This is a genomic window from Nonomuraea mesophila, assembly GCF_004352805.1.
Lineage (GTDB): Bacteria > Actinomycetota > Actinomycetes > Streptosporangiales > Streptosporangiaceae > Nonomuraea > Nonomuraea longispora.
The window spans coordinates 21,695-44,332 of sequence record NZ_SMLD01000016.1; the positions used below are offsets into that span (position 1 = coordinate 21,695).

Annotated in this window: 16 protein-coding genes; 11 read left to right on the top strand and 5 right to left on the bottom strand. The window is 71.4% G+C overall.

The annotated features are described in order from the left end of the window. Positions 1-79 precede the first annotated feature (79 nt). The 7 genes from E1295_RS09030 (at position 80) to E1295_RS09060 (ending at position 10,054) form a co-directional block, all read left to right on the top strand. Positions 80-1,081 carry a LacI family DNA-binding transcriptional regulator gene (locus tag E1295_RS09030; protein ID WP_132629510.1) on the top strand — a complete coding sequence of 334 codons (1,002 nt, stop codon included), beginning with the start codon at positions 80-82 and terminating at the stop codon, positions 1,079-1,081. Positions 1,082-1,272: 191 nt separating this feature from the next. Then, complete coding sequence (locus E1295_RS09035) at positions 1,273-2,688, top strand: L-fucose/L-arabinose isomerase family protein (RefSeq protein WP_132629512.1); 1,416 nt, start codon at positions 1,273-1,275, stop codon at positions 2,686-2,688. Next, positions 2,678-5,080 (top strand): glycoside hydrolase family 172 protein, encoded by a 2,403-nt coding sequence (locus E1295_RS09040; RefSeq protein ID WP_132629514.1) that lies wholly within the window; start codon positions 2,678-2,680, stop codon positions 5,078-5,080. Before E1295_RS09035 ends, E1295_RS09040 begins: the two co-directional genes overlap by 11 nt. After that, positions 5,077-6,585 (top strand): sugar ABC transporter ATP-binding protein, encoded by a 1,509-nt coding sequence (locus tag E1295_RS09045; RefSeq protein WP_246079932.1) that lies wholly within the window; start codon positions 5,077-5,079, stop codon positions 6,583-6,585. The genes E1295_RS09040 and E1295_RS09045 overlap by 4 nt, the downstream gene beginning before the upstream one ends. Then, positions 6,582-7,640 (top strand): ABC transporter permease, encoded by a 1,059-nt coding sequence (locus E1295_RS09050; RefSeq protein WP_132629516.1) that lies wholly within the window; start codon positions 6,582-6,584, stop codon positions 7,638-7,640. Before E1295_RS09045 ends, E1295_RS09050 begins: the two co-directional genes overlap by 4 nt. Further along, positions 7,637-8,614: a substrate-binding domain-containing protein gene (locus E1295_RS09055; protein WP_220448619.1), complete on the top strand. Its 978-nt coding sequence runs from the start codon at positions 7,637-7,639 to the stop codon at positions 8,612-8,614. The genes E1295_RS09050 and E1295_RS09055 overlap by 4 nt, the downstream gene beginning before the upstream one ends. Continuing rightward, positions 8,615-10,054, top strand: a complete 1,440-nt coding sequence (locus tag E1295_RS09060; protein ID WP_132629518.1) for an FGGY-family carbohydrate kinase — start codon at positions 8,615-8,617, stop codon at positions 10,052-10,054. A gap of 49 nt (positions 10,055-10,103) precedes the next feature. On the opposite strand, the gene E1295_RS09065 is transcribed toward E1295_RS09060, so the two are convergent. Then, the gene (locus tag E1295_RS09065) at positions 10,104-10,769 is read right to left on the bottom strand and encodes an IclR family transcriptional regulator (RefSeq protein ID WP_132629520.1); all 666 of its coding nucleotides are present in this window, start codon (positions 10,767-10,769) and stop codon (positions 10,104-10,106) included. Between the two features lie 257 nt (positions 10,770-11,026). Then, positions 11,027-12,289 carry a pectate lyase gene (locus tag E1295_RS09070; protein WP_246079933.1) on the bottom strand — a complete coding sequence of 421 codons (1,263 nt, stop codon included), beginning with the start codon at positions 12,287-12,289 and terminating at the stop codon, positions 11,027-11,029. Positions 12,290-12,550: 261 nt separating this feature from the next. Between E1295_RS09070 and E1295_RS09075 the strand changes: the two genes are divergently transcribed. Continuing rightward, positions 12,551-13,126: a TetR/AcrR family transcriptional regulator gene (locus E1295_RS09075; protein WP_132629522.1), complete on the top strand. Its 576-nt coding sequence runs from the start codon at positions 12,551-12,553 to the stop codon at positions 13,124-13,126. A 183-nt stretch (positions 13,127-13,309) separates the two neighbouring features. Beyond that, entirely contained in the window at positions 13,310-13,678 is a 369-nt protein-coding gene (locus E1295_RS09080; RefSeq protein WP_132629524.1) for a luciferase domain-containing protein, read from the top strand. A gap of 68 nt (positions 13,679-13,746) precedes the next feature. On the opposite strand, the gene E1295_RS09085 is transcribed toward E1295_RS09080, so the two are convergent. Continuing rightward, positions 13,747-17,142 carry an ATP-binding protein gene (locus E1295_RS09085; RefSeq protein WP_132629526.1) on the bottom strand — a complete coding sequence of 1,132 codons (3,396 nt, stop codon included), beginning with the start codon at positions 17,140-17,142 and terminating at the stop codon, positions 13,747-13,749. Between the two features lie 110 nt (positions 17,143-17,252). Here E1295_RS09085 and E1295_RS09090 point away from each other — a divergent pair, with 110 nt between their 5' ends. Both E1295_RS09090 and E1295_RS09095 read left to right on the top strand, forming a co-directional pair. After that, entirely contained in the window at positions 17,253-18,128 is an 876-nt protein-coding gene (locus tag E1295_RS09090; RefSeq protein WP_132629528.1) for an alpha/beta fold hydrolase, read from the top strand. Positions 18,129-18,219: 91 nt separating this feature from the next. Then, on the top strand, positions 18,220-20,271 hold the full coding sequence (locus tag E1295_RS09095; RefSeq protein WP_246079934.1) for an alpha-glucuronidase: 2,052 nt from the start codon (positions 18,220-18,222) through the stop codon (positions 20,269-20,271). A 12-nt stretch (positions 20,272-20,283) separates the two neighbouring features. Here the strand turns inward: E1295_RS09095 and E1295_RS09100 are convergent, their stop codons facing one another. Beyond that, a complete protein-coding gene (locus E1295_RS09100) occupies positions 20,284-20,967 on the bottom strand; it encodes a DUF624 domain-containing protein (RefSeq protein ID WP_132629530.1) in 684 nt (227 codons plus the stop codon). A 14-nt stretch (positions 20,968-20,981) separates the two neighbouring features. Then, positions 20,982-22,616: an ABC transporter substrate-binding protein gene (locus E1295_RS09105; protein ID WP_132629532.1), complete on the bottom strand. Its 1,635-nt coding sequence runs from the start codon at positions 22,614-22,616 to the stop codon at positions 20,982-20,984. Positions 22,617-22,638: the final 22 nt, after the last annotated feature.

The following is a 22,638-nucleotide window of genomic DNA, read 5'->3' on the forward strand; positions in this document are numbered from 1 at the left end:
CCGCGCTAGACTGCCGTAGCACAGCCGCCGGGACTTGCCTGCCACGAGCGGGACTTGCCTGCCACGAGATGGGACGAGGTTGCTCAAAATCCAAGATGTCGCGCGACATGCCGGTGTCTCCGCCGCGACGGTCTCCCGCGTGCTCAACGGCCGTTCCACGGTCAACCCCGAGCTCGCGGCCCGCGTGCACGCCGCCGTCAGGGAGCTGGGCTACCGGCCCAACGGCGTCGCGCGCAACCTCAGGCGCCGGCAGACCACGCTGTGGGCGGTGCTCATCTCCGACGTGGGCAACCCGTTCTTCACCTCGCTGGTGCGCGGGGTGGAGGACGGCGGGCGGCAGTTCGGCTACTCGGTCGTGTTGTGCAACACCGACGAGAACCGCGCCAGGGAGGCGGAGTACATCGCGGTGGCGCTGGCCGACAACATGGCCGGCGTGATCATCTCCCCCGCCGACGACTCCACCGACATCAGCGCCCTGGTCGCCGCGGGCACCGCCGTGGTGACCATCGACCGCGAGCTGACCGAGACCGAGGTCGACGCCGTGCTCGTGGACAACGAGAAGGGCGCGGAGATGGCCACGGCCCACCTGCTGGAGTCGGGCTACCGCCGCATCGCCTGCATCACCGGCCCCCGCCGGATGTCCACGGCGATGCGGCGGCTGCGCGGCTACCAGCGGGCGCTGCGCGCCTTCGGGCTGCCGTCGGACCGTTCCCTGGTCCGCCACGCCGACTTCCGCGAGGAAGGCGGTTACTCGGCCATGGCGGCGCTCCTGGACGAGGGGGTGGAGATCGACGCGGTGTTCGCGGCCAACAACCTGATGACCGTGGGGGCCGTGGAGTGCCTCACGGAGCGCGGCGTGGCCATCCCCGCGCAGGTCGGCGTCATCGGGTTCGACGACATCCCCTGGGCGCGGCTGTTCAGGCCAGGGCTGAGCACGGTGCGGCAGCCCACGTACGAGCTGGGGCGGGCGGCCGCGCAGCTGCTCGCCGACCGCATCGACAACCCGGCCAGACCGGCCGCCCGGATGGTGCTGCAGACCGAGCTGCACCCCCGTGAGAGCTCCAGCCCCCGCGCCTGCTGAACCTCCCGAGCCCCTTCGCTCACCCTGCCGCTCGTACGTGGTAGCGCTACCAGAACGCGGCTTCCGACACCGGCCTTCACTGTTGTCATTCTGTGACGTGAAGCGGCATTGACGACCCCCAGGGTGCGATCTAGCTTGGGTGGAAATCGATTTCCGAGCAATCGATTTCCGAACCTGGAGGTCAAACACCCGTGGCACGTATCGGAGTGCTGAGCATCTCGGACGGACGTGACTTCGTCGCCCGCGATCTCGTGGATCACATCGGCACCGCCACCACCGCCCTGGCGGAGGCGTTGCGCAAGGAGGGGCACGAGGTGATCGTGGCTCCGGAGATCGTGTGGACCAGCGAGCTGGCCACCTCGCAGGCCCGCTGGCTGGCGGACCGGCGGCCCGACCTGACGATCTTCAACTACGCGGTCTGGGCCTTCCCGCATTTCACGATGCTCGCCGCCGAGGCCACCGCCGGCCCGCTGCTGCTCATGGCCAACATCGACCCCGCCCAGCCCGGCATGGTCGGCATGCTGGCCGGCGGCGGCGGTCTCGACCAGATCGGCCGGGTGCACGCGCGGGCCTGGGGCGACATCGAGGACCTCGCCGTGCGGAACCGGGTGCTGACCGAGGTGCGCGCCGCCCGGGCCGTCCAGGGGCTGCGCGGATCGACGTTCGGCCGGATCGGCGGCCGGCCCATGGGCATGTACACCGCCGTCGCCAACACCGACCAGTGGATGCGCACCTTCGGCGTGGACGTCGAGGAGATCGACCAGTGGGAGATCGTACGCCGCAGCGAGAACGCGTCGCAGACCCGAGTGAAGGAGGCCCGCGCATGGCTCGAGACCAAGGGCAACGTCCACTACGACGGCAAACAGCTCACACCTGACCTGCTCGAACGTCAGATCCGTACGTACTACGCGATGCGCGAGCTCATCGACGAGTGGCGGCTGGACTTCTCCGGCATCAAGGGCCAGCCCGAGCTGACCACCCACTTCTGCACGATGGACATCGCCGAGGCCTTCCTCAACGACCCCTACGACTGGGAGGGGCCGAAGGAGACCCACGTCTGCGCGACCGAGGCCGACATGGACGGCGCGCTGAGCATGCAGATTCTCAAGCTGCTGAGCGGCGACCCGGTCCTGTTCGCCGACGTGCGCCACTACCACGCCGACAAGGACGTGTGGGACCTGTGCAACTCCGGTCAGCACGCCACCTGGTACGCAGCCCGCTCCGACGACCCCGCCGAGAACCTGGCGAAGACCCACTTCCACCCGGAGGTGTTCTTCTTCCCGGCCGGCGGCGCCAGCGTGCACCATCTGGCCGCGCCCGGCGCCGCCACGTTCGCCCGGCTGACCCGCAGGGACGGCCGCTACCGCATGCACGTGATGCGCGGCGACTTCGAGCTGTACGACGACGCCACGAACGAGGCCATGGCCAGGCAGTCGACGTTCGAGTGGCCGCATGCGTTCACCAGGCTGCACGTGCCGGCCACCGAGTTCCTCGGGCGGTTCGGCTCCAACCACATCCACGCGGTGCCCGGCGACCACGTCGCCGAGCTGCGGGCGGTCTGCACCCAGCTGGGTGTCGAGTTCGAGGGGTTCGGCGATGCGGCTTGACAAGGTTCTGCTGGCGGCCGTCCTGGCGGCCGGGGCGTTAGCGGCACCCGCGCAGGCGCAGCCGGCGACGGGCAAGGGACCGGTCGGGTGGGAGATCTACCGGCGGCTCGACCGGCTGCCGGAGCTGACGACCGGCGTACAGACCAAGCAGTTCTCCAGCTTCGACCGCACGGCCGACAACAACGACGGGTTCGAGGGCACGTACTCGTGCCTGAGCACCTCGGAGAGCGGCTGCGTGATCGCCGAGCACACCGGCGCCGGCGAGGTGCAGGCCCTCTGGTTCACCAGGGACGGCGGCGACGTCACCAGGACCGGCACGATCACCATCGAGCTCGACGGCCGCAAGGTCGTCGAGGCGAGTCTGCAGGACCTGGTGAACGGCGAACTCGGGGCGCCGTTCACCTATCCGCTCGTGGGCAACGCCGACCAGAGCTCCGGCGGCGTCTACGTCGAGGTGCCGATGCCGTACCGCACGTCGATGCGCATCACCACCGAGCACAACCCGCTCTTCTACCACGTCTCCTACCGCACGTTCGCCGACGCCGAGGGCGTGCGCACGTTCGACCCGTCCGACCAGGCGCGCGACGTCATCGACCGGCTCAAGGCCGGCGGCGACCCCAAGCCCGCGCTCCCGGGCGCGCGCACGCAGGACACCGCGATCGACCTGGCCCCCGGCAGGTCGATACGGCTCGCGAGGACGCGGGGCTCCGGCCTGCTGTCGCAGATCAGGTTGCGGCTGCCCCAGGCCGAGCAGGTGCTGCCCGAGACCGAGGCCGACGAGGGGCGGGCGTTCGGCAAGGGAGGCTCCAGCGCGTTCACGGTCGCGATCGACCCCGGCAACGACGGGGTGCGGCTGACCCGGCGCATCGACCCGGCCATCGGCAAGCAGGTCGCCAAGGTGCTGGTGGACGGCGAGGAGGTGGCCCAGTGGCCGCCGAGCACGACCGGCGCCTCGGGGATGTGGGCCGAGGAGTCCGTCGACCTGCCGGCGAGCGCGACCCAGGGCAAGTCGAAGATCACCGTCAAGAACGTGTTCCACTCGTCGGACCTCGACTACAACGAGTTCACGTACTGGGTGGACAGCGGCGGCGAGCGCACGGACACCGTGGACGTCGGTGACGCGGCGGACGAGGCGGCGCACGGCTACACGATCACCGGGCAGACCTGGCAGGGTGAGCGGACCTTCGCCTTCCCGATGGAGGAGGAGCAACTCGCCAGGGTCAAGGCCGCGCAGGAGGTGCTGCAGAAGCTGCGGCTGAGGATCACCTTCGACGGCGAGCGCACCGTGGACGCGCCGGTCGGCGAGTTCTTCGGCAGCGGGCACGCCATGATGCCGGTCAGGTCGCTGATGTACGCCGTCGACGCCGGGACGAGCACGATGTCGGCCTGGTGGCCCATGCCGTACCGGAAGGGCGCGACGGTCGAACTGCACAACGGCTCGGGCCGGGCCGTCGAGGGAGAGGCGTCGGTCACGTCGGCCCACCGCCCCATGGCAGGAAATGTCGGTTATTTCGGTGCGCAGTCGCATGCCGGCGCCACCACGCCCGGCAAGAGCTGGCCCTTTCTCAAGGCCACCGGCCAGGGCAAGTTCGTCGGCGTCAGCCACACCATGCGCGGCCCGACCAACCGCAACTACCTCGAAGGCGACGAGCGCGTCCACGTGGACGGCTCGCGTACCCCGCAGATCCACGGCACCGGCAGCGAGGACTTCTACCAGGCGGGCTGGTACTTCAACCGGGAGACCTTCAACACCCCCTTCCACGGCAATCCCGTGCACCTGGCCCCCGCCACCGGCTGCCCCGGCGAAAGCGACTGCACCAGCGCCTACCGGCTGATGATCGGCGACGCGGTGCCGTTCGGCAGCTCGATCACGTTCGACATCGAGCACGGCTGGACCAACAACGTCGAGGGTGTCTACTCCTCCACCGCCTACTGGTACGGCTCGGGCAGGGCCTCCGCCAGGCGGACCGACGCGCTGACGGTCGGCGACCCGGCCAGCGAGCGGGCGCACCGCTACACCGGCGAGGGCGAGGTCACGACGCTGGAGTCCGCGTTCGAGGGCGACCTGGACAACGCGGACACGATGAAGGCCACCCAGCGCGTCACCGAGCGGCCGCTCACCTTCCGGCTGCGCATCGAGCGCGGCAACCACGGCGTCGAGCTGCGGCGTACGAGCGACCAGAGCCTCGCCGGCCAGCGCGCCGAGGTCACCGTCAACGGACGCCGGCTGCCCGACTGGGTGCAGCCGCTCGGCAACGACAACCGCAGGTGGCTGGAGGACACCTACCAGATCCCGGCGAGCGCGACCCGGGGCGAAGGCGAGATCACGGTCCGGCTCACGCCGAGGACGCCCTGGTCGGCCGCCTCCTACACCGCCTGGAGCCTGCGGTGACCGTGCTGGCGATGCGGGCCATCGGCAAGTCCTTCCCCGGTGTGCGGGCCCTCGACGGGGTCTCGCTCACCGTGGCGGAGGGCGAGGTGGTGGCCCTCCTCGGAGAGAACGGCGCCGGCAAGTCGACGCTGATGAACATCCTGGCCGGCGTGTTCAAGGACTACGAGGGCGAGATCGAGATCGGCGGGCGGGTGGCGCACATCCACTCGCCCAAGGACGCGCGCCGGCACGGGATCGCGATGATCCACCAGGAGCTCAACCTCGTGCCGGAGCTGTCCATCGCCGACAACATCTTCCTCGGCAGGGAACGCGCGATCCTCGACAGGAAGGCCATGGAGGCGCGGACCGCGGAGCTGCTGCGCGGTCTCGGCCTCGACCTGTCGCCGCGCCGGCTCATCAAGCAGTGCAAGATCGCCGAACGCCAGCTCATCGAGGTGGCCAAGGCGCTGTCGCAGAACGTGCGCGTCCTGGTCATGGACGAGCCGACCTCGGCCCTGGCCGACGCGGAGGTGCGGCGGCTGTACACGGTCATCCGCGACCTGACCGACCGCGGCGTGGCCGTCATCTACATCTCGCACCGGCTGGAGGAGCTGGAGGAGATCGCGGACCGGGTGGTGGTGCTGCGTGACGGCGCCTACATCGGCGAGCGCTCGGAGGTCGACCGCGACGAGCTGATCCAGATGATGGTCGGCCGCCCGCTGGGCGAGCTGTTCCCGCGGGCGGACGGCGGCGGGAGCGGCGAGGAGCTGCTGAAGGTCGAGGGGTTGTCGGTGCCGGGCGAGCCTGGCTCAGGGCGTACCCCGCTGCGGAGGATCAGCCTGTCCGTGCGGGCGGGCGAGATCGTCGGCGTGGCCGGCCTGATGGGCGCGGGCCGCAGCGAGCTGCTGGAATCGCTCTTCGGCCTGCACCGGGCGGCCGCGGGCTCGATGAGCCTGGGCGGCCGGCCCTACCGCCCGCGAAGCCCCAAGGCCGCGATCCGGCGCGGCGTCGCCCTGGTCGCCGAGGACCGGAAGGCGCAGAGCCTGGTACTGAGCGCCAGCATCGCCTTCAACGCCGGTCTGCCCTCGCTCGGGCGGTTCCTGCGCTTCGGGACGGTGGACGCCCGCCGCGAGCACAGGGCCGTCGAGCGGCAGGTGAACGAGCTGCGCGTCAAGGCGCCCGGCATCCGGTTCACCGTCGGGAACCTGTCCGGCGGCAACCAGCAGAAGGTCGTGCTGGCCAAGTGGCTGCTGACCTCGCCGTCGCTGATCCTCATGGACGAGCCCACCCGCGGGATCGACGTGGGGGCCAAGGCGGAGATCCACGCGCTGATGTCCTCGCTGGCCGCCGGCGGCAAGGGCGTGCTGGTGGCCTCCTCGGAGCTGCCCGAACTGCTCGCCATGTGCGACCGGATCCTCGTGTTGTGCGAGGGCCGGATCACCGCCGAGTTCTCGCGGGAGCAGCGGCCCACGCAGGAGGCGATTCTCGAAGCCGCCATGGCACGACACAAGGTGACGACCCTATGACGACCACGACCGAGCCTCCCCCACCCGCTCAGGCTCCGGGCGAGAACCGGCTGCGGCGCACGCTCTCCGCACTCGGCGCGGCGCAGGCCTACATCGGCCTGGTGCTGATCCTCGCGGTCGGGATCGCGACGAAGGGCGAGGTCTTCCTCAACGAGACGAACCTCACCAACGCGGTCGGCGCCTTCGCCTCGCGCGGCATCCTGGCCGTCGGCGTCACGCTGGTGATCCTCACCGGCGGCATCGACCTGTCGGTCGGTTCGCTGCTCGGCATCGCCTCGATGACGGCGGCGATGATGTTGTCGAAGTACTCCCTGGAGCCGTGGCAGATCGTGCCGATCTGCATGGTGGTGGGCGGGTTCTTCGGCTTCCTCAACGGCGCGGGCACGGCCTGGCTGCGCATCCAGTCGTTCGTCATGACGCTGGCCATGCTGTCCGTCGTACGCGGCCTGGACCGGCAGGTCAGCGACAACGTCAGCGTCGGCACCCAGATCGCGGGGCCCGACGGGAAGCTGACGCCGCAGGCGGAGGCTTTCCAGCTGTTCGGCACGCCGGGGCACAACCTGTTCGACCGGATCTACTATCCGGTGCTGGCCTTCATCGTGGTCTGCGTGGTCTTCCACCTGATATTGACGAAGACCCGGTTCGGCCGGCACGTGTACGCGGTCGGCGGCAACCCCACCGCGGCCCGCCTGTCCGGTGTCAACGTCACGGCGATCACGATCGCGGTGTTCACGCTGTCGGGCATGCTCGCGGGGTTCGCCGGGCCCATCGACGCCGCCTACAGCGCCTCTGCCGATCCGCAGGCCGGGCAGTCGTACGAGCTGGACGCCATCGCGGCCGCGGTCATCGGCGGCGCGTCGCTGGCGGGCGGCAAGGGCACCATCGCGGGCACGTTCGTCGGCGCCCTCATCCTGACGCTGCTGGACAACGTGCTGGGGCTCAACGCGGTCAGCGACAACTGGCAGCTCGTCATCAAGGGCCTGATCGTCGTCGTGGCGGTGGTCCTGCAGCGTCCCGATCTCTTCAAGTTCTTCCGAGGAGGGTCTCGATCGTGAAGAAGGCCATCACCGTCGCGCTCTGCGCGGTTCTCGCCGCGGCGTGCGCGTCCAAGGCGCCCGGCCCGTCCACGCCGGCGGACGGCGGTGCGAAGAAGACGTTCGTCGTCGGTTACTCGCAGTCGAACAACGCCGAGCCGTACCGGGCGCAGCTCAACCTGCAACTGCAGCACTATATGAAGAAATATCCGGACATCGAGCTGCTGCCGATCGCCGACGCGAAGCAGTCGAGCGCCACGCAGGTCTCCCAGGTCCAGAACTTCGTCACGCAGAAGGTCGACGCGCTCATCGTCTCGCCCACCGAGCCCGCGCCGCTGACGGCGGCCGTCGAGCAGGCGTGCCAGGCCGGCATCCCCGTCATCATCCTCGACCGCACGGTGAACACCGACTGCTACACCGCCTTCATCGGCGGCGACAACGTGCTCATCGGCAAGAAGGCGGGCGAGGAGGCGGTCAAGCTGCTGCCCGATGGCGGCAACATCGTCGAACTGCGCGGCATCATGTCCAACCAGCCGCAGATCGACCGCGACAAGGGCTTCCGCGAGGCCATCGCGGCCAACCCCAAAATCAAGATCATCGCCGACCGCGAGGGCAAGTGGCTGAAGGAACAGGCCACCCCGATCATGCAGCAGTGGCTGGCCCAGCACGAGAAGATCGACCTCGTGTACGGGCACAACGACCCCATGGCGCTGGGCGCCTACCTGGCGGCCCAGGCCGCCGGCAAGGCCGGGCAGATCAAGTTCGTCGGCATCGACGGGCTGGCCATCCCCGACGGCGGCATCCGCGCCGTGCAGCTCGGCCAGCTCTCGGCCACGTTCATCTACCCGACGGGCGCGGAGGAGGCGGCCGAGACCGTCAACAAGATTCTCCACGGCGAGAAGGTGGACAAGAAGCAGGTGCTCGGCACCACGCAGGTCACCAAGGACAACGCGGCCGAGCTCTACAAGAAGTACGACCTGTCCGGGCAGGGCTGAATGTTCCTCGGCATCGACATCGGCACCTCCAGCTCCAAGGGTGTGCTGGTGACGCCCGACGGGACGGTGGCGGCCACGGCGGTCCGCGAGCACCGCACCGCCACGCCCAGGCCCGGCTGGTTCGAGCACGACGCGGACACGATCTGGCACGCCGACTTCCTGGCCATCACCCGTGAACTGGCCCGCCCCGGCGTCTCCGCCGTCGGGATCAGCGGCATCGGGCCGTGCGTGCTGCCCTGCGACGCCGCAAGCACGCCGCTGCGGCCCGCCATCCTGTACGGCGTGGACACCCGCGCCACCGCCGAGATCGCCGCCCAGACCGAGCGCTACGGCGAAGCCGCGATCATGGACAGGTGCGGGTCGCCGCTCACCTCGCAGGCGGCCGGGCCGAAACTGGAGTGGCTGCGGACCCACGAGCCCGGCGTGTGGGAACGCACCCGGCGGATCTTCATGGCGCACTCGTGGCTGACGTACCGGCTGACCGGCGCGTACGTGCTCGACCACCACGCGGCCAGCCAGTGCACGCCCCTCTACGACACCCGCACCCACACGTGGATCACCGAGTGGGCGGACGACCTCGCGCCGGGCCTCGAACTGCCCGAACTGGCCTGGAGCGGGGAGGTCGCCGGCACGGTCACGGCCGCCGCCGCGGCGGACACCGGGCTGCCCGCCGGCATCCCGGTGGTCGCCGGGACCATCGACGCCTGGGCGGAGGCGTGCAGCGCGGGCGTCACCGCGCCGGGCGACGTGATGCTGATGTACGGGACCACGATGTTCCTCGTCGAAGTGCTCGCCGCCCGAGCCGCCTCGCCGCACCTGTGGGGCACGGTGGGGATCGCGCCGGGGACGTACAACCTGGCGGCGGGGATGGCCACCTCCGGGGCGATCACCGGGTGGCTGCGCGACCTGACCGGCGCGTCGTTCGAGGACCTCACCGCCGAGGCCGCCGCCATCGGGCGTGGCGCGGAGGGTCTGCTCATGTTGCCGTACTTCGCCGGGGAGCGCACGCCCCTTTTCGACCCGGACGCGCGCGGCACCCTGATCGGGATGACCCTGCGGCACGGGCGCGGCCACCTCTACCGTGCGGCGCTGGAGGCCACGGCCTTCGGCGTGCGGCACAACCTGGAGACGATGCGGGCCGCAGGCGGGACGGGCGGGCGGTTGGTGGCGGTCGGCGGCGGCACGCAGGGCGGGTTGTGGACCCGGATCGTGTCGGACGTGCTGCAACAACCGCAGGTGCTGCCCGCGCACACGGTCGGAGCCGCGTACGGCGACGCCATACTGGCCGCCCGGGCGTGCGGCGTGGCGAGCGAGGGGTGGAACCCGGCCGTCGCCACGGTCGAGCCCGATCCCGGCGCGGCCGGTGACTACGACCGGCTCTACCGCCTCTACCGCGATCTCTACCGGTCGACCCGCCACATCGCCCACACACTCGCCTGAGCGGTACGCCCGGCCGGACACGGGCACGTCGGTGAGAGGCCGGCCCGCGTCAGACGGACATGATGAGCTTCTCGATGCGCTCGGCGCCCGCCACGACGAGGTCGCCGTACTGGTGGCCGGGCCCTTCCTTGTCGACCCTTGACAGCGGGGCGGACAGGCACAGGGCCGCCACCACCTCGTCGTTGAGCCGGACGGGCGCGCTGACCGAACTCAGCCCCAGCATGCGCTCGGAGACGCTTTCGAGCCAGCGCCGCTCGGGATGCGCGGGGTCCGGCGGGTCACCGGCCTCCAGGATGCGCGCCGCCGAGCCGCGCCCCGCCAGCGGCACGCGCGAGCCGACGGGAAGAGAGGCGCGCAGCTCGGCCTCGGACTCCGCGCAGGCCACGCAGAGCCGGTGCTCGCCGCGGCGCACCCAGACGGCCGCCGTCTCGCCCGTGCGCGCCCGCAGGTCGTCGAGCACCGGTCCGGCGACCGTGATCAGCCCCGAGGAGGTGAAGCGCCTCCCTACGTGGTAGCGCCCGTGCCGGTCGCGCCGCAGCAACCCGTGCTTGACCATGGACGCGGCCAGCCGCTGCGCGGTCGGGACGGACAGGCCAAGGTGGCGGGCCAGCTCGCTGGCGCCCATCGGGGTGCGCTCGACGGTGTCGAGGATGGCCACCGCCCGGTCGATCACCCCGACCCCTGTGACCAGGTTTCCCTGCTCGTCATCCCTCACGTCACGACCTTAGCCCCGCCGGGCAGGCCGCGCCACGACACCGGCCGGTTCGTGATCCGGTGAGCCGGTGCTCGCCGAGGACGCCCACTCCGGCGTACAGGAACCGTCCGAGCCCTTGGGCGACGAAGTTCCACGGGCGCTGGAGCTCGCCGCCCGCCAAGCGGCGAAGCCCCGAACGCCCGTGACGAGCACGTGGGGCAGGGCACGTGGGACAGGGTGGCTCCGCCGGAGCGTTGATGGCCGGGGTCCCGCGAGAGCTAGCGCCAGGTGATGTCGGAGGAGGAGTAGAGGCAGTTCACGCCGTCGGCGCCCTCGCCGATCTTCTCCGGTTCGTCACCCTTCGGAACGCCCCGGTACTTCTCGCAGATCGTGGTGTCGTCGCCGTACACCGTGATCCTGCTGAAACGGGCCGTGTCGCCCCAGTTCGTGTTGATGCCTGCCAGCACGTCGGTGGAGCGGGCCGTGACGCCGTCCATGACCACGTGGCGCCGGTAGGAGGTGGAGCAGTTGCCGCAGGCGCGGTAGAGCTTGCCCGCGTTGTGCACCTGGAAGTCCCTGATGGTCAGCGTCCCGGCCCCGTTGTGCTGGAACACCTTGTCGGAGGCGGACCTGGCGCCGCCGCCGTCCACCAGGTACGTGGCCGACGAGCTGGACGACCTGAACGTCGCGGCGTCCTCCCCCACGTCGTTCCACCACACGTTACGGATCGTGCACGAGCCCTCGCAGTGGATGCCGTCGCCGGCCGGGGCGTCGATGATGACGTTCTGGATGGTGCCGCCGTTGTCCACCACGAACATCGGGTCCTGGCTCTCGCCCTGGCCGCCGTCGCCGATGCCGTAGTAGCGCTTCATGCCGCCGTCGAAGAACGTGCCGACGTCACGGGTCTCGGTGATGTGCACGCTGCCGGTGTCGGAGGGCCACTCGCCATCGCCGCCACCGTCTCCCCCGCCCAGCTTGACGAGCCGCCACTGCTGGTTGGCGCCGCCGAGGTCGTCCCACTGGGAGATCCTGGCGCCGTCGCCGGTGGCCCACTCCCAGACCTCCAGGGCCTTGCCGCTGTTGCGGTTGATCAGCCGCACGTGGCCGCCGTCGGAGTCGGCCAGGCGGAACTGCTGGTTGGCGCCGTTCAGGTCGGCCCACTGGACGATCTGCGCGCCGCCCTCGGAAGACCATTCGTAGACGTCCAGCACCTTGCCGCTGTGGCGCGATTTGAGCCGGTAGTAGCCGTCGCCGGAGCTGACGAATTGCCACTGCTGCTGGTTGCCGTCGTTGCGGGCCCACTGCACGATCGGCGCGCCGTCGGCGGTCGCGAAGTCGTACAGGTCGAGGGCCTTGCCGCTGTGCCGGTTGACCAGCACGTACCACGCGCCGGTGTCGACGGAGGCCGCCTGCGCGGGGAGCGGAGTCACGGCAATGGCGCCCACGACGGCCGTGAGCATGGCCGTCAGCATGGCCGTGAGCATGGCGGCGAGGGTCGCCGGCGGCCGGCGCCATCGCCTGGAGCGGGGGGTTCGGTTCACGGTCGTTCCTCCTTCTGCGGTAAGCGCTTTCCCGGCGGGTGCGACGCCGCCGGTCCGGCTGAGTTCGTTGGGAGGCCCGCCTTATTCGCAGGCCGGTCGTCGCTGTTCGAGCTTTGATCGCACGTCCGGGAGCCACCGTCAACGGGACTTCTGCAAGCACGCTCGCCGACCTGCGGCTTCCGCCGGTGAAACTTTCATCCCGGCGGTACGCCCGGCGATCGACGGTGAAAAGCATACGAGTGTTGGCCTACAATTGTTGTCATGGCTTTCACCGAACGGTCGGCCGCCACCCGGACCTCCATCCTCACGGCCGCCAGGAAGCTGCTCGTCGAGCGGGGCTTCGAGGGCATGACGATCAGGGCCGTCGCCGAGCGGGTGGGCGTCGACCCGTCGATGGTCATGCGCTACTACGGGAGCAAGGCCGGGCTGTTCAGCGCCGCCGTCGACGTCGACCTGCGGCTCGACCAGGTCGAGCAGCGGCCGCCGCTCGACCGGCTGGGCGAGCTGCTCGTACGCCATTTCCTGGCGCGCTGGGAGGGCGACCTGTCCGACGACGTGCTGATCCTGCTGCTCCGCTCCGCCAGCACCAACCCCATGGCCGCCGAGCGCATGCGCGAGGTGTTCGCCGGTCAGATCGCCGCGCAGGTGGCCCGGCTGACGGGGGCCGGCGACGCGGAGCACCGGGCGGGGCTGGTCAGCACGCAACTTCTGGGGCTGGCGCTCACCCGATATGTCCTGCGATTTCCGCCCATGGTGGAGGCCGACACCGAGACCCTGGTGCGGGAGATCGGCCCGGTGGTGCAGCACTACCTGACGGGGTCGGGCATCACGGCGTGACCTACCGCCAGACATATCACTACTTTCCGTGTATGTATGATGACCTAGTGTGAGCACGCAAGAGACAGAGATTTCCGTTCCGTACGCGCTGCGGGAGCGGTGCGGTGAACGTCCCGGCACCTACCCCGAGATCCCGCACCAGCAGCTCGACCAGATCGCGCCGGTGGAGTTGCAGGAGGAGTTGTGGCGGCGGATGGCCGGGCTCGGCCACGTACGCACACCGGCGCCAGCGTCGTCTCCCTGCCGGAGACACGCGCGCTGCACCTCGACCCCGAGCACGCGCTCGGGCCGGCCACGGCGTTCGTGCGCGACAGCACCGAGTTCGCCCACCTGCACGGCCCGTTCGACGGGAGCCTGCACCTGCTGCTGCCCGAACGTGAGGCGGCCGAGGCCGTGGCGCGGGGCTGGGGCGAATTCCACCCGCTGGTGGTCGAGGGCCGCTGCCCGCCGACCCTGATCATGGTGTACGGCCCGCGCGACGGCGGCGAACTGGAGACGGTGTGGGAGCTGGTGCGCCGCAGCCATGCCTTCGCCTCCGGCCAGATTCTCTGACCGGAGGTGCGGCTCCGCGAGCGGCCCGCCGGGCCCGGCGCCGGGCCGGTGGGATCACGGCGTAGAGGTCAGTCCGGCCGTTCGCCGAGCCCGCGCAGCGCGTCGCGAGCCGCGGCGATCCAGTGCGGCGCCCCCGCCCTGGCGGCCAGCACGCCCGCCTGCCGGTAGTGCTGCGCGGCGGCGTCTGGCCGCCCGAGCGCGCCGGCCAGCCGGCCGAGGAATTGCGCGACGGGGCCGAGCGTGAGCAGGCCGGTGCCGGCTCCGGCGAGCTCTCCCCGGGCGGGGAGCAGCCGGCTGTAGACACGTTCCATCGCGGGCCTGTCGCCGGTCTCGATCGCGGCGAGGGCGTGCAGGCAGCTCCTGGCCTCGAAGAGCAGGTCGCGCGGGGAGCCGGGGACGGCGCGCGCGGCGGCGATCGCCCGGTCGCGCTCGCCACGGGCGAGCAGGGCCAGCGGCCGGGCCCAGCTTTCGTACGGCCCGTGATCGGCGGCGCTCACGCGGGACGGCATGGTGGTGGAGGCGTCCAGGCAGAGCAGGGCGAGCGGGAGGAGGCCCGCTTCCATTCCGGGCATCCCGGCACCCGAGAGCCGGGTCGCCGCCGCGCGGTAGGCGGTGCGCGCCTCGTCCTCGCGGCCGGTGACCGCCAACCGGAGTGCGGCGTACCAGGCGGTGAGGACACCCACGAGCGGCAGGTCGTGGCGGTCGGCGAGCCGGCCGGCCGCGGCGGCGTGCCGGTCCGCGGCCCGCAGGTCGGCGAGCGCGGCGCTGCACTGGACGAGGATCAGGTGCCCCAGCACCTCGAACGTCACCAGGCCGTCGTGGCGGGCGGCCAGGTCGACGAGTTCCTCGCCGAACCGGGCACGCTGCGGGGCGAGGCCCGCCCGCTGGAAGGTCTGCAGGTAGCGGCCGTTGAGCGCGCACGCCAGCAGCACGGGGTCGCCCAGCCTGCGAGCGATGTCCTCCGCCTCGCGCGCCGCCTGGTCCCCCCGCGGTCCCGGGTCGGCCCGGCGTTCCATCGCCACAGTGATCAGCAGGCGGGCGCGCTCGGCGTCATCGCCCGGTGAAAGGGCGGCCAGCGTGCGTTCGGCGGCCGCGACGAGGCGGGCGGACAGGGCCTCGTCGTCGTTCGTCGTCCAGATCGCGGGCACGTCGAACGCGCCGATCACGTGCGCGGCCGGCACGGGATCCCCGAGCTCCTCGGCCGCTCCGGCCGCCTCGGCGCGGTGCCGTCTGGCCTCCCGCAGGTCACCGGTCACCGCCAGCGCCCGCACCATCCCCATGACCGCCTCCAGCCGTTCACGGGCGCCGCCGTCGCGCTGAGGAGCCGCCCCGCCCGCGCGGTCCAGGGCTTCGATCGTCGCCCGCCACAGCCTGGCCGCCTCGCGCGGCGCGAACCGGTGCTCCGAGCGCATGGCGGCGGCACGCGCGTAGTGCGCGGTGCGGGCCGGGGCAGCGCGGCCTCCGGCCTTGAGCAGGTGGTGGGCGATGGCCTCCACGTCGCCGGGGCTCGTCCGCTCGACGATCGCGGCCACGGAGGCATGCCATCGGGCCCGGCGCGGGCTCGCGACGTCGGCGTACAGGCTCTCCTGCACCAGGGCGTGGGCGAAACACAGGCGGTCGGCGTCGCCGTCGACCAGGAAACCTGCGCCCATGCCTTCCTCGACGGAGGCGAGGACGCGCTCCTCGTCGCCGGCGAGCCCGATCAGCACGTCGAGGCCGGGCTCGCTGCCGATGACGGCCGCCTGACGCAGGTGGGTGCGCGCGGTCTCGGAGAGCGCGGCCAGACGGTGGCGGATGACGTCGCGAACGCCCGCGGGCACGGACCGCAGGGCCGCGTCGCCGTCGCTCTCCCAGACCCGGGTGAGTTCCCGTACGAAGAACGGGTTGCCCCCGCTGCGCGTGTGGATCGTGCGCGTGCTCTCCGCCGAGGGCTCCCGGCGGGTGACGGCGCGCACCAGTTCGCGCACCTGGGGCTCGGTGAGGCCGCCCAGATAAATCCTGGCGGGCTCGGCCCGGGCGGCGCGGCCCAGCGTCTGCGCCAGTCCGGCGGAGATCTCGGTCGAGCGGTAGGTGCCGACGATCAGTACGGGGCCGACGTCGAGGTCGGTGGCCGGCGCGGTCACGAGGGCGAGGGTCTCCTCGTCCGCCCAGTGCAGGTCGTCGAAGACCAGCAGGACCGGGCCGTTCGCGGAGACGGCGGCCAGGTGGGCGCCGATCACCCGCTGCCGCCGGAACCGCGCCGTGACGGGATCCTCCCCGGCGGCCTCGTCGTCCTCGTCAGCCGGTTGCGCGGCCGTGGGCACGAGGACGCCCTCGGGGACGGGCACCATCGGGGTGTCCGTCACGGCGTCCTTTCCTCCCGGGGCGGTGTCTTCGGTGCGGGAGGGGAGACGGGAGCGTATCTGTGTCCATGGCCAGGCTGCCGGGGCGCCCGGCGGTTCCGGGCTCGCGCCCCACGCGACAGTCCATCCCGCCTGCGAGAGGCGCCGGGTGAGCGCCCTGGCCAGGGCCGTCTTGCCCGCGCCCGCCTCCCCCGACACCAGCGCCAGCCCGGACTGGCCGACCGCCGCGACGGTCGCCGCCGCCCGCTCCAGCTCGGCCAGCTCACGAGCACGCCCCACGAACGGGTGGCCGGCCACACCCGTGGGGCGGTCCGAGATCAGGACGGCTGGGCCCCGCAGAGGTGTCAGGTGGGGAGCTTGAGCGAGGATGTCGGATTCCAGGGCGCGCAGTTCCGGTCCAGGATCCACGCCGAGCTCGTCGCGCAGGACCCGGCGGGCACGGCGGAGGGTGGCGAGGGCGTCGCCCTGACGACCCGTGCGATACAGGGCCAGCGCCAGCAGCCGCCACCCGTCCTCGCGCAGCGGGTGGGACGCGACGTGCGCCTCCAGATCGGGCACCGGCTCGGCTGCGAACGCTGCGAGCGCTGCGGGGCCTGAGGCCAGGGCCGCTTCGGCCCGGCGTTCGACGGCCAGCAGCCGTAGCTCTTCCAGCCGGGCCGCCTCCCCGCGAGCCCAGGGCAGCTCGGCGAACTCCGCGTACGCCGGCCCCCGCCACCACATGAGTGCGTCGCCCAGGAGACGGCCGGCCTGGCCTGGTTCGCCGGCGGACATCAGGCGGGCGGAGGTGGGGAGGGCCTCCTCGAAGCGCCAGGCGTCCACGGTCTCGGGAGCGGCGCGCAACGCGTAGCCGGGCGCGGCCGTGACCAGCAGCCGGGCGGGCGTGCGGGGCGGGCGGCCCGGCTCGATGGCCTTGCGCAGCGCGCCGACGAAGGTCTGTACGGCGCCCAGCGCGCCCTCTCCCGGGGACTCCCACAGGTCGTCGATGAGCCGGGCGACCGGCACGACCCGGCCTCTGGCGACCAGCAGCCGGGCCAGCACGGCACGGTGCCGCGGGCCTTTGAGGTCGATCGGGCCGCGCTCGTCGCCGGCCTCCAAGGGGCCCAGCACTCCTATCCGCAGCATCGCACCCCAATGTATCCACCCTGGTGAGGCCCGCTGAGCCGGCGCTGATCGGGTGCTGATCGGCGGGCGGGAGGGTGTGGGCGTACGGCAGGACACAGGAGAAGGACGAGATGACACCGACGATCACCGGGTTCGCCCAGCGGCGCATCACCGTCGCCGACGGCGTGGCGCTCAACGTCGCGTGGGGCGGGTCGGGCAGCCCCGTCGTGCTGCTGCACGGCTTTCCGCAGACCCATCTGATGTGGCGGCACGTCGCCGCCGACCTGGCCGCCGACCACACGGTCATCTGTCCCGACCTGCGCGGTTACGGCGCCAGCGACAAGCCCGCGGGCACCGGGGAGGGCTATTCCAAGCGCACCATGGCCGCCGACGTCGTCGCGCTGGCCAGGGCGCTCGGGCATGAGCGGTTCGCGCTGGCCGGCCACGACCGGGGCGCCCTGGTCGCCGTCCGGGCCGGGCTCGACCACCCCGGGACGATCACGCACCTGGCCGCGCTGGACGTGCTGCCGACCCTCGACACGTGGGACGTCATGCACGGCGTCTCGGCCGCCGTCGGCTTCCACCTCTATCTGATGGCCCAGCCGCCGGGCCTGCCCGAAGCCATGATCGGCGCCTCGGCGGACGCGTTCTTCGGCCACTTCCTGGACGTCTGGGCGAACGACCCGCAGGCGATCCCCGCGGACGTGCGCGCCGCGTACCTGAAGGCGTCGCGCGAGGCGGTCCCCTCGATCGTGGCGGACTACCGGGCCTCGGCCACCATCGACATCGAGCACGACCTGGCCGACCAGCGGGCGGGCAGCCGGCTGCGGATGCCGGTGACCGTGCTGCAGCAGGACTGGGGTGCCGCGCTCGGCTTCGACGCCGCCGCCCGGTGGCGGGCGTGGGCGCCGGACCTGGTGCACGAGACGGTGTCGTGCGGGCACTTCATGGCGGAGGAGGCCCCGGCGGAGGTGACGAGGGTGCTGCGGGATCTGCTGGCCAGATAGGCCTGGGCGGGCCGGCCGAAGGGTCCTACGTGATCTGTTTTCGGTAGATTCACGAGAGATCACCCCATCGTCGAGCGGACACGAGGAACACGTGAGCATTCCCGACCTGACCGGCGTCCATCCCGCGTGGCTTCCTCCAGGCGCGTTCCGCGCGATCGGCGCGCGCCGCGTCCTCGTGCTCGGCGACGGGCTCCTCACCGGCACCGTACGCGCGGAGGCCGAGCAGGCGTGTGCCCGGCACGGCGGCGCCCTGGAGCGGGACGGGACGGGATCCCCCGACCTCGTGCTCGCCCTGTCGGCGGCGGCCGGCCAGGCGCCCGCCGCGCGTGAGGTGCTGACCGGGCAGGGCGGCTCCGCCATCGGCGAGGAGGGTTACCTGCTCTCCCGCCGCGACGGCGTCACGGTGGTGCTGGCCGACGACCCCGCCGGCCTGCTCTACGGCTTCTTCCACGTGGTCAGGCTGGGCGAGGAGGCGTTCACCGGCGAGCGCCCCGGCGAGCGGCACCGGCCCGCCGCGCGCCGGCGCATGCTCGACCACTGGGACAACGTCGACGTGCACCCGGTGATGGGCCAGGTCGAGCGCGGCTATTCCGGCGGGTCGATCTACTGGCGGGACGGCGGCCCCCGCGGCGACCTGGCCAGGGTGCGGGCCTACGCGCGGCTGCTGGCCGCGACCGGGGTCAACGCCATCACGGTGAACAACGTCAACGTGCACGCCACCGAGGCGCACCTGCTGACCGACCGGCTCGGCGACGTGGCGGCCATCGCGGACGAGGTGCGCCCGTACGGGATCCGGGTGCACCTGTCGGTCACCTTCGCCTCGCCGATCAGGCTCGGCGGGCTGCCCACCGCCGACCCGCTCGACGAGCGGGTGCGCGCGTGGTGGGCGCGCGCGACCGAGCACGTGTACGCCACGATCCCCGACTTCGGCGGCTACGTCGTCAAGGCCGACTCGGAGGGGCAGCCGGGCCCGTTCGCGTACGGGCGCAGCCACGCCGACGGCGCGAACACGCTCGCCGACGCCCTGGCCCCGTTCGGCGGGGTGGTGCACTGGCGGGCCTTCGTCTACAACCACCGGCAGGACTGGCGTGACCGCTCGACCGATCGCGCCCGCGCGGCCCACGACCATTTCGCGCCGCTCGACGGGCGGTTCAGGGACAACGCGATCCTCCAGGTGAAGCACGGCCCGATGGACTTCCAGACGCGCGAGCCGGTGTCGCCGGTGATCGCGGCCATGCCGTCCACCCGGCTGGCGGTGGAGTTGCAGGTGACGCAGGAGTACACCGGCCAGCAGCGGCACGTGTGCTATCTGGCGCCGATGTGGAAGGAGATCCTCGGGTTCGGGCCGTGGGGCACGGACGGGCGCACGGTGGCCGACGTCGCCACCGGCGCGTCGGGCGACGGCGGCGGCCTGGTCGCGGTCTCGAACGTCGGCGACGACGCCTACTGGACGGGCCATCCGCTCGCCCAGGCCAACCTGTACGCCTTCGGCCGTCTGGCCTGGGACCCGCGGCTGGAGCCCGACGCCCTCCTCGACGAGTGGATCGACCTGACGTTCGCGCCGGCGGCGGGCGGCGACCCCGGGCCGCTGCGGCGCACGCTGCACGCGATGATGGACGGCTCGTGGCGCACGTACGAGCGGTACACGGCGCCGCTGGGCGTCGGGTTCATGGTCCGTCCCGGCCACCACTACGGCCCCGACGTGGACGGCTACGAGTACACGCCGTGGGGCACGTACCATTTCGCCGACCGTGACGGCGTCGGCGTCGACCGCACCCGCGCCTCCGGCACCGGCTTCACCGGCCAGTACCCGCGGCCGTGGTCCGACGTCTACGAGTCACCTGACACCTGCCCCGACGAGCTGCTGCTGTTCTTCCACCACGTCCCGTACGGGCACGTGCTGCACGACGGCACCACGGTCATCCAGCACATCTACGACACCCATTTCGCGGGGGCCGAGGAGGTGGCCGAGAGCCGGCGGCTGTGGGAGCGGGCCGACCCCGGGGATGCGGCGCTGCACGCCCGGGTGCAGGAGCTGCTGGACGAGCAGCAGCGCTGCGCGGAGGAGTGGCGCGACCAGGTCAACGCGTATTTCTTCCGCAAGTCGGGGGTGCCCGACGCCCGGGGGCGGCGCATCCCGTGACGCGCCGGCGCGTCAGGCGGTGAATCTCTCCCTGACCTCGTCGATCACCGGGCGGCTGTTGCGCAGCAGCGCCGCCACGAACACGGCGGCCAGCAGGGTCGGCGCCGCCTCGGTGGCGACCATCGTCAGGCCGGCCGCCACCACGAGGAGGCAGAGGTTGCTCACGGTGACGCCGGGGAAACGTACGAGCGAGTAGGAGGCCAGCCGGGCGACGTCGGCCGCCCGGAACGTGAACAGCGAGGTGATGACCAGCGCGGCGGCGGCCCAGAGCGCCGCCGCCACGGTGACCGCGACGAGCAGCACCGCCCACCAGCCGGGAACGCCGGCGGCCGAGAAGTTCGCCAGGTTCGTCCCGACGATGGCCAGCCCCGCCAGCCACGGCGCCCAGATCTTCAGGACCCCCGCGACGTTGCCCCGGTAACCGCGCCAGAACGCGGCCGCGGGACGCAGGTCCGTCAGGTCGGAGCTCCGGTGACGCAGCGCGTAGAGGGCGGCCGACAGCGCCGGGCCCGCCGGCAGCGCGCACAGCGCGGCCAGCGGGATGTTGCCCGCGTCGCGGTCGAGCAGGACGAGCGCCGCCAGCCCGGGCGCGGCGGTGAGCAGGAACAGCAGCTCGACGACCAGCAGCGTGTAGACGAGCGCGGCGACGCGCGAGAGCGGCCCGGTGCCGAACCGCCCCGCGGTGGCGTCGCTCATCGGGAGCCCTCCACTCAGCCGTGTTCCTTCTTGAACCGGTCGTAGGCGGTGTTGACCAGGTTGATGTAGGAGGCCATGTTATTGCCCTCCAGTTCCTTGACGTAGGCGTCCCATTCGCTGAGGTCGCGCTCGCCGAGGATGAACTTGAGCGTCTGCTGGGTGACGAAGTCCTTCAGCGGCGTCTCCCACAGCGTGGCCTGCTCGCGCTCCTCCTCGTTGAACGGGTGGGGCGGGTCGACCGGCCAGGCCTTCCTGGCGTTCATCACCTTCTGGAACTCCAGTTCCTCCTCGGAGAAGGTGGACTCCAGCAGCTTGGTGGTGCCGCCGTAGGAGAACACGCCGTTCTGGAAGCCGAAGTCCTTCTGCAGGTGCTTGGAGGCGTCGGGGTTGAGCCCGACGAAGTCGACGTCGTCGGCCAGCTTGTAGCCGCCGGAGGCGTCCTTGGTGAACGTCGTGCCTTCGACGCCCCACTTGGCGAACTCTAGGCCCTGGTCGGAGTACCAGAGCCAGTCGACGAACTGCATGAGGGCGACGAAGTTCTTGTGCTCCAGCGCCTGCTTGGAGATCATGACGCCGTTCTCGAGCCGGGTGCCGATCTTGTAGTCGCCGACGGGGCCCATGGGGACGGGGATCTTGGCGATCTTGGCGTCGGGGTTGGCCTTGGTGAGCGGGCCACGGAACTCGTTGACCAGGGTCTGCGCGTTGCAGCTGATGACGAACGACTTGCCGGAGATGAGCTTCTGGTCGGCCTGCTCGTCCTGCTGGGTGAAGGCCTCGGGGTCGAGCAGCTTCTCGCTCACCAGCTTGTGCAGATATTCGATCATCTGCTTGTACTGCGGCATGGCGCCGGTGTAGACGAACTTGCCGGCGGTGGCGTCCCAGAAGGCGTGCTGGTACTCCCAGCCGCCCTTGGTGCCGTACGCCTGGGCGACGAGCTTGAGCAGGTTGCCGCCCGGCGTGGGGATGCCGAACCGGTCGGTCATGGGGTACAGGTCGGGATATTTGGCCTTCATGGCCTTGAGCACGGTGTAGAGCTCTTCCCAGGTCTTCGGGACCTCCAGGTCGAGCTCCTCCAGGATGTCCATGCGCATCGCGAGGGTGTAGTCGACCCAGACGTTCTCGTGCATGCCGGGCAGCAGGTAGATGCGGCCGTCGGCCTGCCGGAGCGTGTCGAGCTCCGGCTCCATCTTCCACTTGGCGACCTTGTCCTTGAGGTTCGGCATCAGGTCGAAGTACTCGCTGACCGGCAGGACCGCGCCGGAGGCCACGAAGGCCTCCTCCTGCGGGTGGTACGTCTTCGGGATGATGAGCGGGGCGTCCCCTGCGCCGATCATTAAGCTGCGCTTCTTCTCGTAGTCGCTCAGCGGCACCGCGACCGGCTTGAGCGTCACGTTCGTACGCTTGGTCAGCTCTTCCCAGAACAGCCAGTCGTTCTTCAGCGGATAGAACGGGTGGTTGTTGTAGAGCACGTCGAACGACAGGGGTTCGGTGGCCTTGAACTGCTGGGCGACACCGTAGTTGGCCATCGCGCCCGCCTTGTTCGCGGTCTGGGCGGCCTGCTTCGGGGCTTCGTCCTGCCCGCAGCCGGCGAGGACGAGGGTGAACGCACCCAAACCGATGATCGCCTGACGCCGTGAAAGTTCGCGCATTGGGGTTCCTTTGCCGTGTCCG